Consider the following 13,432-nt stretch of genomic DNA (forward strand, 5'->3'; position numbering starts at 1 on the left):
AGCATATGCAATTTCAGATTTCCGCAGAGCTTATGGAGCAAATAAAGCACCTCATCGAGATCGAAGGGGATGATCAATTGCACGATATGCTTAGTGAAATACATTTTGCTGATTTTGCAGAGATCCTTAGCGAACTTAGCCTTTCGAAAGCGACCTACCTGGTTAAATTATTAGATAGCGAGAAAACTTCTGAAGCCTTAATGGAGTTAGAAGAGGATTTTCGTGAACGTATTCTCGAGAATCTCTCTGTAAAAGAGATTGCAGAAGAGTTAGAGGAAATGGATACCGATGATGCGGCCGATGTCGTTGCAGAACTTCCCGATGAGATTGTAGAAGAGGTAATTGCCAAAATAGAAGATGAAAAGCATGCTGAGGATATTAAAGAACTTCTTGCATATGATGAGGATACCGCCGGTGGACTTATGGCTAAAGAATTGGTAAAGGTAAAAGAAACCTGGACAGTAGCAGGATGCGTTCGTGAAATGCGCCGACAGGCCGAAAATGTAACTCGTGTACATTCTATTTATGTAACAGACAAAGAAGGAAAACTAAAGGGAAGATTATCCCTTAAAGATTTACTCACCGCATCTGCAAAAACAAGTATCTCCGAAGTGTATATTCCAAAAGTAGACTATGTTTCAGTGGATACCGAAGGCGAAGAAGTAGCTCGTGTTATGCAAAAATATGACCTCGAAGCGATTCCTGTAGTGGATCATGAAGGGGTGTTGGTTGGGCGTGTTACCATTGATGATATGGTAGATTTTATTAAAGAAGAAGCCGAAAAGGATTATCAAATGGCAGCCGGTATTTCGCAAGACGTAGAAGCAGATGATAGTGTTTGGGAGCTTACCAGGGCACGTTTACCATGGCTTATTCTAGGTCTATTCGGAGGCTTAGGAAGTGTATTTATTATGGAAGGCTTTGAAGAGGCACTTTCTAAATACAAAGAACTATTCTTTTTCACTCCACTTATTGCTGCAATGGCAGGAAATGTAGGGGTTCAATCTTCGGCAATTATTGTTCAGGGATTAGCTAATGATAACGTAAAAGGAAGTCTTTTTAACCGACTGCTTAAAGAAATTGGCTTAAGTCTTATTAGTGGAGTAACCCTGGGAATTCTTGTAATTCTGTTCGGTTTTGTAGACGGGATGGATCTATTATTTAGCTTTACTATCGCCATATCGCTGTTATGTGTAATTATCGTAGCTGCTTTGATCGGCACCTTTGTTCCTATTATTTTAGATAAACAGGGTATTGATCCAGCCATTGCCACAGGCCCCTTTATTACTACGAGTAACGATATCTTTGGTATCTTTTTATTCTTTTATCTAGCTAAGGTTATTTTAGGGTTTTAGGCAGGCTGCAAGCACCGTGCTTTTCACTATAGTTTTACAAACCACTTATCAAAGTTTGTAAAAGCTGCCGTTACAATCACTGCCTGAGATCAAAATTATTGTATTTTTAATCGATCAACTCTTCAACACATGAAATCCAAAGTCTTCGAATATCATTTTACTGTTCCTAAATCTGCTATCGATGACATGGATCATGTAAACAACGTAGTATATCTGCAATGGGTGCAGGATGTTGCCAAGAAACATTGGGAATCCAAAACCGATGACACCATTAGAAACACCTTTGTATGGGTAGTACTCAATCATTATATTGAATATCATCAACCGGCTTTCGAAAATGATAATCTTACCATACAAACCTGGATTGATCATCATCGTGGTGTAAAAAGTGAGCGACATACCAAAATCATCAATACAGATACCCAAAAAGTGTTAGTTTCTGCAAAAACCATGTGGTGTCTACTCTCTAAAGAAACGTTAAGACCTGCCAGAATTACAGACAAAATAAGTACCTTGTTTCTTTAAAAACAACGTTTATGGAAGCAATCAATATCAAAGAAAAATTATCAAAATTTGATAAACAATGGCATCCACACCGTATCGCTACGGTCGATGACAACCAAGTATATTTAGCAAAACTTATTGGTGACTTTGTATGGCATAAACACGATGATGAAGATGAGCTATTTCAAGTTATAAAAGGCACTTTGTATATGAAATTTAGGGATAAAACAGTAACTGTACATCCCGGAGAAATTATTGTGGTGCCCAAAGGTGTAGAACACTGCCCTTCTACCAAAGATAATGAGGAAGTACATGTATTGCTTTTTGAAAAACAAGGAACTAAACATACTGGCGAGATACAAAGTGAACGAACGGTTTCTCAGTATATCGAAATTTAAAATACAATTGCTTAATGGTTTAAATGAAAATAAGAGAAGCAACACAAAAAGATTATGATGCTATTTGGGAAATCTTTAAAAAGGTAATAAAAACTGGAGATACCTATGTGTTTGATCCTAGAACCCCAAAAAAGGACCTAACAAGACATTGGTTCGCATCATACATGAAAACATATGTTGTAGAAGAAAACAATACAATTTTAGGAACATATATCATTAAACCCAATCAAATAGATTTGGGATCTCATATCTGTAATTGTAGTTATATGGTAGATCCCGATTCTCATGGAAAAGGAATTGGAAAAATCCTTTGCGAGCATTCTTTAAAAAATGCAAAAGAAATAGGATATAACGCAATGCAATTTAATAGTGTTGTAAGTACAAATATTCCCGCTATTAAACTTTGGGAAAAATATAACTTTGAAATTATTGGAACGATCCCTAAAGGGTACAAACATTCCTCACTAGGATATGTAGATGCTTATGTCATGTTTAGAGAAATTTAAAACGAATAATCATGAGTTTAAATCGTAGAACCTTTATAAAAAATACTGGCCTATTATTAGGATACAGTCTACTCCCCTATCCTAACATATATGCTAACGCTGGTCAAAAACAACTTGGAGTTTGCCTGGTAGGATTAGGATACTACAGCACCGATCTTTTGGCTCCGGCATTGCAACTCACAAAACACTGTCGTTTAACTGGAATTGTAACCGGAAGTCCCTGGAAAATTCCTAAATGGCAGAAACGGTATGGTATTCCCGACAAGAATGTATACAACTACCAAAACATGGGTCGTATTGCAGATAACCCAGATATCGATGTGATTTATATTGTGCTTCCTACGGGATTACATGCCAAATATGCTATTAAAGCTGCTCATACGGGAAAACATGTATGGTGCGAAAAACCAATGGCTAGAACTGCTGCAGAGTGCCAGGCTATTATCGATGCATGTACAAAAAACAATGTAAAACTTTCTATAGGGTATCGCATGCAACATGAACCTAATACCCAACGGATTATTACATGGGCCGATACTAAACCTTACGGAAAAATAAAAAACATTACTGCCGAGGCGGGATACTATGATTCTCGTTCTGATCATTGGAAACAAAATAAAGCCTTGGGAGGTGGAGCTATGTATGATATGGGGGTATATCCCTTAAATGCTACCCGATATGTAACCGGTGAAGAACCCATAGCCGTGCTTGAAGCTAACCATACTACCAAAAGGCCAAAAATATATACCGAAGTCGATGAAACCACTCAGTTTACTCTCGAATTTCCATCTGGTGCCATAGCAAATTGTAAGACCAGTTTTGGCGGGGGTATGAATGATTTAAGAGTGGATTGTGAAAACGGATCGTATGGCCTGAGTCCTTTTCAGGCGTATGGAGGAATACGAGGCAAGGCAAGTGATGGCAAGCTTTTAAACCAAAGAATCCCCAACCAACAGGCCCAACAAATGGATGATGATGCCCTGGCTATTATGAATAACACGCCCGTTTTAGTCCCTGGTGAAGAAGGTATGAAAGATATCAGGATTGTAGAGGCGATTTATAAAGCCGCAAAAAGCAAAAAAAAGGTTGTATTGCAATAGTTAGTTACCTCGGTATGATTATTCGGTTAAAAAAAGGAATAGAAAAACCAAGTACCTTAACATGTATAAGGAAAGACCAAAGTAGTACCTGGTCAAAATTACATAAAGGTACCGAAACTCATGACTTGGCACATTATGCGGTTGAAAAAATAATGGGTTACACCAATGCTTTCTACGGAATTCTTAACGAAGGTTATGATATAGCAGATTTTGAACTCCCTAAAAATAAACGCCCAGAGCCACTTCAACCCAAAAACCTTCATCCCTCTGCTCTTCAAACCGAACATATCGTAAACTTATTACAGGTTGAGTTTTTAAATTCTGGAGAAGATTCAAATTTTATAGCTTCTTTGAGAAGTATTCTCGAAGATGATAGCATTCCTTTTCCAGAGGATTTAGACAATAATAAGTTAAATCAAATTAGGCAATTGTACTCAGAATTATTATTTAAGTGGGGTGCACTCGGTGATGATGAGCAATTAGAGCTTAGACTATTCTGAAAACTTCTAATCACCTCATCAATCCATATCCTTAATTTCTGGATTGTTTTAATAGCCATTCATAAAACGATGCATCTGAGAGGATACCGGGCCATATTCCATGACCTTTACCTTCAAGGGATATTAATTCGGCAGTATTAGCACCACATTCTTTAAGTGTTTTGATCATTCTCTTGCTATTATCATATCCATAATCTGCTGTACCGTGATATACACGTATTGACAAGTCCTTTACATCACATAATCCCGAAGTTGAACCTCCTGCCGGTGCCAAAGGAGTAGCCGCTGCGAGTAATGTATTCATTTTTTTGAGATTTGCCCATGTTCCTGCACCTCCCATACTATACCCAACTAAATAGATTCTATTTTGATCTATAGATACTTCATCTTTGACTTGATTTAATATTCCTTTTAAATCTACACTAGACCATGAACATCCCGAAGTACAGGAAGGAGCAATTACTATAAACGGAAATTCTAATCCCGCTTTGGAAGCATATTTTGTTGGGTGGTGTTTGGTATTTGATCGATCTCCTCCATGAAGAAAAATAATAGTAGGATAGGTCTTCTCTTTAGAATAACCGTCTGGTGTGGTAATGATAAAAGGAATGCTTTTGTAGTTTCTTTGTAATGCATTTTTTAGACCTTGCCCCTGAGTTATCAATGCAAACATCAAAAAGAAAACAAGGGTTACGTGTTTAATTTTCATCACTCTGTAAATTTCTATACACTTAAAAATATGCTTTTGAATCAAAAATTTATTCCCATTTTTGAAATAATTAACGTAACTCTGTTTATATCCCAATAGTATTCAAAAAAGTAGAGGCTTGCTAACTTCTTAATGATAAAAAGAAAAGTGAATTTATATCTTCAGAATCATCTATATATTTCTTCCAAAGAGATTCATTTTAACTCTAATTGTATGATAATTATACAAATAAAGATTAAATTTATGTTCTAAAGGATTTTTTAAATCCAATATACATTACCCAGACAGTACTTTCTAAAACATAGATCAACGCATTATACCATTTGTCTTATGGAAACAATTGCCAAACAACCCAAAGTAAAAAACTATATAGATGGCCAGTTTGATAGAAATGGTCAGGATTCGATGGATATTATAAGTCCGTTAGATGGGAGTGTAATCTCTACACTACCATTATCGACAAGTCAGGATGTTGATAAAGCTGTGCAAGCTGCAAAAAAAGCATTTCCCACCTGGTCAACTATGACTTTTAAAGAGCGTGTTCAGATATTTTTTCGATACAGAACATTATTAGAGAAAAACATGGATGAATTGACCAATTTAGTTCGTCTTGAAAATGGTAAAACTTATGGCGAGGCCAAAGCCGAAGTTGAAAAAAGTATGGAACTTTGTGAATTTGCAGTATCTATACCTCAAATTATAGTCAACGAAGTACAAGAAGTAAGTAAAGGCGTAGAATGCAGAACAGAGCGTAAACCCCTCGGTGTTGTTGCTTCCATTACACCTTTTAATTTTCCAAATATGGTACCACATTGGACACTTCCCAATGCTTTAGTCCTTGGAAACACCATGGTTATGAAACCATCTGAGTTAGTGCCGTTAAGTACAGTGCGTATGGCAGAATTACTAAAAGAAGCCGGTCTACCTGATGGTGTGTTCAATATTGTAAACGGTGGAAAAGAAGTTGTAGAAGCTATTTGTGATCACCCCAACATTGAAGCAGTATCATTTGTAGGGTCTACCAAAGTAGCAAAAATAGTATATAAAAGAGCTACATCTAATCTAAAGAGATGTGTTGCATTAGGAGGGGCAAAAAATCACTTGTTGGTTTTTCCGGATGCCAATCCAGAAATGACAGCTTCCAACGTGGTGGCATCCATGGCAGGTTGTGCAGGTCAGCGCTGTATGGCAGCTTCTGTAATGGTTGGTGTAGACAAAGTGCAACATATTATTGATAAAATGGTGGTAGAGGCCAAAAACATTACTCCGGGTAAGAGTTTGGGATCGGTAATCAGTGCCGAAGCTAAAAAACGTATTGAAGGATATATTGCCGAAGCAGAAGCTGATGGTGCCACGATTTTAGTAGATGGCAGAAACGCTACTGTTGAAGGCAAAGAAGGAGGCTACTATGTTGGTCCTACAATTATTGATCATGTAACTACCGATATGTCTGTTGCTCGAGAAGAGATTTTTGGACCTGTGATTTCAATCATAAGAGCCAAAGATTTGGATGAAGCTATCGAAATTGAAAATGGATCGAATTATGGTAATGCTGCTGCCGTATTTACCCAAAGCGGTGGATTAGCTAAGCAAGTAATGGAACGTGCTAGTGCCGGGATGATAGGCGTCAATATTGGTGTGCCTGTACCTCGTGAACCCTTTTCTTTTGGTGGGTGGAATGAGTCAAAATTTGGCGTAGGTGATATCACGGGTCGAAGTTCTATTGAATTCTGGACTCAAAACAAAAAAACTACGATCAAATGGAACCCAGAGGCCAAAACCAATTGGATGAGTTGACTTCATGTTGAAGTTTGTATCTAAGCAAAAACACACAAATCCTTTTCTCTAAAATTTAAACTATCTGCATGAGCGACCAACAAATTGTAAAAAACAATCTTGAGTACACATTATTTTCCTGGGCCAAGCAAGGAAATCTAAATCCCATAAACGCATCCCATGCCAAAGGTTCCTATTTCTATGATAGAGATGGTAAAAAATACCTGGATTTCTCTTCTCAATTAATGAATGTAAATATTGGTCACGGAGATCAACGCATAACTGATGCCGTTGCTAAGCAAATGAAAGAGGTAAGTTATGTATATCCGGGAATGGCAACTGATGTGCGTGGAAAATTGGGTAAAAAAATAGCCGAAATAACCCCCGGCAACCTTACCAAAACATTCTTTACACTTGGGGGAGCCGAAGCCATAGAAAACGGTATAAAATTAGCCAGAATGTATACCGGGCGTCATAAAATTATTACACACTATAGAGCTTACCATGGGGCAACCTATGGTGCCATATCCGCTGGAGGAGACCCCAGACGGTTCCCTGTTGATAGTCAGGCAATGCCTAATGTAGTTCATGTAGAAAATCCGTATGCCTATCGATGCCCCTGGAATTCTTCATCGATTGAAGAATGCGGTGAGTTGGCGCTGGCCCATTTAGAACGAGTCATTAAATTCCAAAATCCAGAAAGTATTGCTGCTATCCTTTTTGAAGGAGAGTCAGGTTCCTCTGGATGCATAAAATATCCTCCGATGTACCTAAAAAAAATACGAGACATATGCGATCGATATGGAATATTGTTTATTGTTGATGAAGTGATGAGTGGTTTTGGAAGAACAGGAAAAATGTTTGGAATCGACCATCATGATGTAACTCCCGATATCATGTGTTTAGCAAAGGGACTAACATCTGGTTACTTACCATTAGGGGGTACTGTGGTTACAGATACTATAGCTAATCACTTCAATGATCATCCAATGGTTATAGGATTAACCTATTCGGCACATCCAACTTTATGTGCTGCGGCATTAGAAAACATAAGAATCATTGAAGAAGAACAATTAGTAGATAAAGCTGCCAAAATGGGTACTTATATTGAAACCGAAATCGAGAAACTAAAAAAGAAACATCCATCTATCGGAGATTTTAGAAATACTGGTTTGTTAGGTTGTATAGAACTAGTTAAAAACAGAAAAACTAAAGAACCTATAACACCCTGGAATGCGAAACCCAACGAAATGGAAATAACCAACAAGATGGCAACAAAAATCCGAGAACTAGGCATGTTCACTTTCGTAAGATGGAATTGGATTTTTATAGCACCTCCACTAAATATTAGTAAAGAGGAAGTTGATGAAGGGTTAGAAATTGTTTCACAAGCAATTGCGATTGCTGATCAATATTGTAATTAATATATGAGCAAGGATATAGTCGAATTACAAGAAGATGTTTCTCATTCATCATTATACAGCGAAGATTTAGCCCCCGTTCCTCCCAAAAATCGAACCTGGAGTAAGTGGCATCTTGCAGCCATCTGGGTAGGTATGGCAGTTTGTATCCCAACCTATTTATTGGCCTCGTATATGATCAAGACGGGGTTAAACTGGTATGAAGCCCTTATAATTATAGGATTAGCAAATTTAATTATAACTATTCCAATGGTGCTTAATGGCCATGCCGGAGTAAAATATGGCATCCCTTTTCCTGTTATAGGTCGTGCAGCTTTCGGCACCAAAGGTGTGCATCTGGCTTCGGTGGCAAGGGGTGTTATTGCATGCGGATGGTTCGGCGTCCAAACATGGATTGGCGGACTGGCCATATATGCTATTTTTCATGCCATTATGGGGACGCAAGGTGAACTTGGTTTATCTATTGGGAAATTTGTTGGATTCGGGATTTTCTGGTTCATTAACATCTATTTTATTTGGAAAGGAACAGAGAGTATTAAATGGTTAGAAACCTACTCTGCACCTATTCTTGTACTCATCGGATTGGCTTTAATTTATTGGAGCTATGCCGAGGCAGGTGGAGTTTCTATTGTATTAGACCAAAGTCAACAGTTAGAACATACAGCTGCGACCATTACTAAAAAAGATAACACTTTATATCTCAATTTAAAATCCCTAAAAGATAAAGAAGGACATCTAAAAGTAAATGAATACAATATCATTTCTGATGAAAAAAGTGGTTGGATATCTTTTACAGAACAACCTATTGCTATTGTAGAGAAACAAAGGATTGAAAATATTACCTCCGGTCAAGAAAAAGTGCAACTTCAATTTAGAAATACTGAAAGTGATGCTCCCGTATTATCCAGTGTGGTAACGGCAAATATTATTACTCCAACGGCTAACAAAACAGGAAACAAATTATGGAGCTATCTCCTTTGGCTTACCGCTATGGTGGGATTTTGGGCAACCATGTCTATAAGCATAGCAGATATAACCCGTTTTGCCTCAACCCAAAAAGATCAGGTTGTCGGTCAGTTTGTTGGTCTTCCTGCAACCATGATGCTCTATTCTTTTGTGGGGATATTTGTAACCTGTGCAGCGATTATTAATTTCAAAGACGTACTAATTGCCGACGATGCCCCCTGGGATCCTGTTACGCTAATTTCAAAATTTAAGAATCCAACGGTTGTGATTATTTCGCAAATTTTTATGCTTATTGCAACCTTAAGTACAAATATTGCAGCCAATGTTATTGCTCCTTCTAATGCCTTTTCTAACCTGTGGCCAAAAAAGATAAGTTTTCGGATGGGAGGTATAATCACCGGAGTTATAGGTATTCTAATTGCACCCTGGTGGTTACTCAATGAGATTTCGGGGTTTTTAATTTTTGTTAGTGGTTTGCTTGGACCGGTTTTAGGAATTCTGATCGCCGATTATTATCTGGTACGAAAAAAGAAAATGGAGTTAGCCGAACTGTATAAAGAAGAAGGTATCTATTCTTACGGAAAATCAGGTTTTAATAAAGCCGCTATGATTGCCCTGTCTGTTGGTGTGTTTTTAGCTCTTATCGGATATTGGGTGCCACAACTTGAATTCTTGTACTCATTATCCTGGTTTACAGGATTTATAATCTCGTTTGTATTGTATTATTTCCTAATGAAGAAAAAAACTATTTAATCTTTGGTTACGAAATACGTCATATTATTTCTCTATTTCTCAATCCTATTTTTAATAGGATATTTTGCCTCTAAACGCATAAAAGACACAAAGGATTATTATGTTGGAGGGAAAAAACTAGGATTTTGGGTAGTTGCATTTTCTGCCAGAGCTACAGGAGAATCTGCATGGCTACTATTGGGACTTACCGGACTAGGAGCCATGGTTGGTGTTTCTGCTTTTTGGGTTGTTTTAGGCGAAGTATTAGGAGTAGCGTTTTCCTGGTTTTTAATGGCCAAAAAATTCAAAATATTATCTGATAAATACAATTCTATTACAATTCCTGATTATCTGGTAAGCCGATTCAAATCGACCACACATACATTACGAATTGTAGCAGCAACAGCACTTTCGTTATTTGTTGTTATTTATGTAAGTGCGCAAATTGATGCAACAGGTTCTGCATTTGAATCATTTCTTGGGTGGAATTATTTTACAGGCGCCATTGTGGGTTTTTTTATTGTTTTGGCCTATATATTTTCTGGAGGTTTTGTTGCCGTAGCCTGGTCTGATTTGTTTCAAGGGTTAATTATGTTATTGGGATTGGTATTTTTACCCCTTGTTGCATATTTTTCTATTAGTTCAGATGTTTCAATTTCAAATGAATTAACAAAACTGGATCCTCATTTCTTAAATATTTGGGGACCGGATGGATTTAACATGGTTAACCTTTTTACCATCTTAGGATTTGCATGTATCGGATTAGGTTTTATGGGCTCACCTCAATTATTTGTTCGATTTATGTCGATTAAGGATACCTCTGAGATTAAAAAGGGGCGCTGGGTTGCCATCACATTTACGATACTCACAGATTCATGTGCAGTACTCATCGGAATATTTGGAAGATATCTTTTAACATCGATCAATGTTGACCCTGAAGAAATTCTAGGAAATGGAGCACAAAATGTATTACCTATGTTGGTAGAAAGAATAATGCCACTCACATTAATAGGTATTTACATAGCCGCGGTATTATCAGCAATTATGTCTACTATCGATTCTCTTTTGGTCGTAGCATCCAGTGCCATATCAAGAGACTTCTACCAACAAATTTTTAAGCCCAACAAATCAGAAAAAGAGCTTGCCAAAATTTCGAGAATTATTACGGTAGTGTTAGCAGTATTTGCATTGATTATAGCCATGGCTGTTGCAATAACAACACCCGAAAGAACAATTTTTTGGTTCGTCATCTTTGGCTGGTCAGGAATAGCGGCTACATTTTGTCCTACTATCATTTTGTCAATTTTTTGGAACAGGTTTTCAGAAAAAGGAGCCATTGCTTCAATGATAACTGGCTTTTTATGTGTACCTCTTTTTAAATTTGGAGCAGCCTCGTTAGATACGATCGGAATATATTTCGAAAAGCTTGGTGAGCTTGGTCCTTCGTTCCTCTTATCAATCATTGTGGGTATACTTGTAAGTATAGTTACTTCCGAGCAAAAACCAGAAAATGAGTTAAATACAAGTAATAGTGATTAAAAAAAATTGTAAATTTAGAGAATAGACCCTTCTAAACTTGTTGTTCTTAGCGATTAACAAGATGTTTTTAGTTCAAAGTCAAATACGTTTAAATTCACACAAACAAAGACATGTCAATTCTAATACAAAATGGTCGTATTGTAACTGCTTCAGAAACCTATCTGGCTGATCTCTATATTGAAGGAGAAAAAATCATTGCAATAGGTAAAAACTTGACATACGAAGCAGATAGAATTATTGATGCCAGAGGTAAATTAGTTTTTCCGGGAGGAATAGATCCTCATGTACACCTTGATATGCCTTTTATGGGAACCTATTCTAGTGATGATTATGAAACCGGTACCAGAGCTGCATTATATGGAGGGACTACCATGGTAATAGACTTCATTTTACAAACACAGGGAGATACATTGCATAACGCCTTAAAGACCTGGCAAAAAAAGTCACAAGGAAAAGCAATTGGTGATTATTCATACCACATGGCAGTAACTGATTTTAATGATACTACTGCCAAAGAAGTTGTACAAATGATAGAAGATGAAGGAATTACATCTTTTAAAACATTTATGGCATATAAAGGAGCTTTGATGATTGATGACGGACAAATGGTGCAACTTATGAAAGTGGTTAAAAAACATGGTGGCTTGGTTACTGTTCATGCAACTAACGGTGATATGATTGATTCATTGATTGCAAAAAATCGCGCCCAGGGAAATTTATCACCTTTATATCATTATTTATCTCAACCCGAAGTAACCGAAGCCGAAGCCTCTGCAAGATTTACAGATATGCTGCATTATACGGGTTGTCCAGGTTATATTGTACATATGACCTGCGAAGGAGCCCTAAACGCTGTGCGCAATGCTACCAAACGTAATCAAAAAGTATTTGTAGAAACGTGTACACAATATTTAATGTTGGATGCTTCTCTATATGAAAAAGGTTTTGAGGGTGCTAAATGGGTCATGAGTCCACCACTGCGAGAAAAAAAGGATCAGAAAGCCTTATGGTCGGGAATTAATCAAGGATTAGTACAGGTTGTAGGTACCGATCATTGTCCGTTTATGTGGGAACAAAAGAAGATGGGAAAGGACGACTTTTCCAAAATCCCAAATGGACATCCAGCCATAGAACACCGTATAGAATTATTATATTCTGAAGGGGTTCATACTGGTAAAATATCGCTTACAAAATTTGTAGAAGTAAGCTCGACCAATGCAGCAAAGATTTTTGGGATGTATCCTCAAAAAGGAACAATAGCCATTGGCAGCGACGCAGATATTGTAGTATTTGATCCTAAAAAAGAACATATTATTTCGGTAAAAACACATCATATGAATTGTGACTATTCTGCCTATGAAGGTCAGAAAGTAACCGGAAAAACAGAGACTGTTATACTACGTGGCCAAATAGCTATCGAAAATGAAACATGTGCATTAAAACCAGGATTTGGGAAATTTATTAAAAGAGGTAAAACTTCAAAAATAATTTGAAGAATGTAAAATTATGAGTTTAGAATTGAAAAGTAATAAAACTGAAAACAAAAGCATCATTGCTGATAAAGCATATGATTTTGCTTTACAAATTATTTCCGTCTATAAAGAATTAAAAAAAGAAAATGAATTTGAGCTCTCCAAACAAATTCTTCGTTCAGGAACGTCAATTGGAGCTAATGTGAATGAAGCAATTTCTGCAGTATCCAAGAAGGATTTTGTTCACAAATTAAGTATATCCTTAAAAGAAGCTCGAGAAACAAAATATTGGCTACACCTACTAAGAGATACTGGTTATATTAATCAAAAAACATTTAATAAATCAAATAAAGATTGTGAAGAGTTGATAAAAATTTTAAGTAGCATTATTCTAACAACCAAGCAACGCTACTTAAGCAACTCATAATTCTTAATTAGAAACTCATAACTTTTT

At 36.9% G+C, this 13,432-nt stretch carries 13 protein-coding genes; 12 read left to right on the forward strand and 1 reads right to left on the reverse strand.

Translation table 11 applies throughout. The features are described 5' to 3' along the window. The first annotated feature begins 5 nt into the window (after nucleotides 1-5). From mgtE to ABW637_RS01140, 6 genes are all read left to right on the forward strand, one after another. A complete protein-coding gene (gene mgtE / locus ABW637_RS01115; RefSeq protein ID WP_367582780.1) occupies nucleotides 6-1,355 on the forward strand; it encodes a magnesium transporter in 1,350 nt (449 codons plus the stop codon). Between the two features lie 129 nt (nucleotides 1,356-1,484). Further along, a complete protein-coding gene (locus ABW637_RS01120) occupies nucleotides 1,485-1,880 on the forward strand; it encodes an acyl-CoA thioesterase (protein ID WP_367582781.1) in 396 nt (131 codons plus the stop codon). Nucleotides 1,881-1,891: 11 nt separating this feature from the next. Next, complete coding sequence (locus ABW637_RS01125; protein WP_367582782.1) at nucleotides 1,892-2,257, forward strand: cupin domain-containing protein; 366 nt, start codon at nucleotides 1,892-1,894, stop codon at nucleotides 2,255-2,257. 23 nt (nucleotides 2,258-2,280) lie between these two features. Then, on the forward strand, nucleotides 2,281-2,763 hold the full coding sequence (locus tag ABW637_RS01130; RefSeq protein ID WP_367582783.1) for a GNAT family N-acetyltransferase: 483 nt from the start codon (nucleotides 2,281-2,283) through the stop codon (nucleotides 2,761-2,763). 11 nt (nucleotides 2,764-2,774) lie between these two features. After that, entirely contained in the window at nucleotides 2,775-3,863 is a 1,089-nt protein-coding gene (locus ABW637_RS01135; protein ID WP_367582784.1) for a Gfo/Idh/MocA family protein, read from the forward strand. Nucleotides 3,864-3,877: 14 nt separating this feature from the next. Further along, entirely contained in the window at nucleotides 3,878-4,363 is a 486-nt protein-coding gene (locus ABW637_RS01140; protein WP_367582785.1) for a hypothetical protein, read from the forward strand. A 31-nt stretch (nucleotides 4,364-4,394) separates the two neighbouring features. Here ABW637_RS01140 and ABW637_RS01145 read toward each other — a convergent pair whose 3' ends face one another. Beyond that, entirely contained in the window at nucleotides 4,395-5,072 is a 678-nt protein-coding gene (locus ABW637_RS01145; RefSeq protein ID WP_367582786.1) for a carboxylesterase family protein, read from the reverse strand. 330 nt (nucleotides 5,073-5,402) lie between these two features. Here ABW637_RS01145 and ABW637_RS01150 point away from each other — a divergent pair, with 330 nt between their 5' ends. The 6 genes from ABW637_RS01150 to ABW637_RS01175 all read left to right on the forward strand — a co-directional run bounded on the left by ABW637_RS01150 (nucleotide 5,403) and on the right by ABW637_RS01175 (nucleotide 13,405). Beyond that, on the forward strand, nucleotides 5,403-6,869 hold the full coding sequence (locus tag ABW637_RS01150; RefSeq protein ID WP_367582787.1) for a CoA-acylating methylmalonate-semialdehyde dehydrogenase: 1,467 nt from the start codon (nucleotides 5,403-5,405) through the stop codon (nucleotides 6,867-6,869). 68 nt (nucleotides 6,870-6,937) lie between these two features. Continuing rightward, nucleotides 6,938-8,272 (forward strand): aminotransferase class III-fold pyridoxal phosphate-dependent enzyme, encoded by a 1,335-nt coding sequence (locus ABW637_RS01155; RefSeq protein ID WP_367582788.1) that lies wholly within the window; start codon nucleotides 6,938-6,940, stop codon nucleotides 8,270-8,272. 3 nt (nucleotides 8,273-8,275) lie between these two features. Beyond that, a complete protein-coding gene (locus ABW637_RS01160) occupies nucleotides 8,276-9,988 on the forward strand; it encodes an NCS1 family nucleobase:cation symporter-1 (RefSeq protein WP_367582789.1) in 1,713 nt (570 codons plus the stop codon). 3 nt (nucleotides 9,989-9,991) lie between these two features. Then, on the forward strand, nucleotides 9,992-11,506 hold the full coding sequence (locus ABW637_RS01165; protein WP_367582790.1) for a sodium/proline symporter: 1,515 nt from the start codon (nucleotides 9,992-9,994) through the stop codon (nucleotides 11,504-11,506). A gap of 110 nt (nucleotides 11,507-11,616) precedes the next feature. Next, nucleotides 11,617-12,999, forward strand: a complete 1,383-nt coding sequence (gene hydA, locus ABW637_RS01170) for a dihydropyrimidinase (RefSeq protein WP_367582791.1) — start codon at nucleotides 11,617-11,619, stop codon at nucleotides 12,997-12,999. Nucleotides 13,000-13,012: 13 nt separating this feature from the next. After that, nucleotides 13,013-13,405: a four helix bundle protein gene (locus ABW637_RS01175; protein ID WP_367582792.1), complete on the forward strand. Its 393-nt coding sequence runs from the start codon at nucleotides 13,013-13,015 to the stop codon at nucleotides 13,403-13,405. The last annotated feature ends 27 nt before the right edge of the window (nucleotides 13,406-13,432 follow it).

Source organism: Aquimarina penaris, assembly GCF_040786285.1.
Classification (GTDB): Bacteria; Bacteroidota; Bacteroidia; order Flavobacteriales; family Flavobacteriaceae; genus Aquimarina.

Bases quoted from the DNA above. Each gene is read 5' to 3' on its own strand.
- ABW637_RS01120 (WP_367582781.1), top strand. From the start codon at position 1,485: ATGAAATCCAAAGTCTTCGAATATCATTTTACTGTTCCTAAATCTGCT.
- ABW637_RS01130 (WP_367582783.1), top strand. From the start codon at position 2,281: ATGAAAATAAGAGAAGCAACACAAAAAGATTATGATGCTATTTGGGAA.
- ABW637_RS01155 (WP_367582788.1), top strand. From the start codon at position 6,938: ATGAGCGACCAACAAATTGTAAAAAACAATCTTGAGTACACATTATTT.
- ABW637_RS01125 (WP_367582782.1), top strand. From the start codon at position 1,892: ATGGAAGCAATCAATATCAAAGAAAAATTATCAAAATTTGATAAACAA.
- ABW637_RS01175 (WP_367582792.1), top strand. From the start codon at position 13,013: ATGAGTTTAGAATTGAAAAGTAATAAAACTGAAAACAAAAGCATCATT.
- ABW637_RS01145 (WP_367582786.1), bottom strand. From the start codon at position 5,072: ATGAAAATTAAACACGTAACCCTTGTTTTCTTTTTGATGTTTGCATTG.
- ABW637_RS01150 (WP_367582787.1), top strand. From the start codon at position 5,403: ATGGAAACAATTGCCAAACAACCCAAAGTAAAAAACTATATAGATGGC.
- ABW637_RS01140 (WP_367582785.1), top strand. From the start codon at position 3,878: ATGATTATTCGGTTAAAAAAAGGAATAGAAAAACCAAGTACCTTAACA.
- ABW637_RS01135 (WP_367582784.1), top strand. From the start codon at position 2,775: ATGAGTTTAAATCGTAGAACCTTTATAAAAAATACTGGCCTATTATTA.
- ABW637_RS01160 (WP_367582789.1), top strand. From the start codon at position 8,276: ATGAGCAAGGATATAGTCGAATTACAAGAAGATGTTTCTCATTCATCA.
- mgtE (WP_367582780.1), top strand. From the start codon at position 6: ATGCAATTTCAGATTTCCGCAGAGCTTATGGAGCAAATAAAGCACCTC.
- hydA (WP_367582791.1), top strand. From the start codon at position 11,617: ATGTCAATTCTAATACAAAATGGTCGTATTGTAACTGCTTCAGAAACC.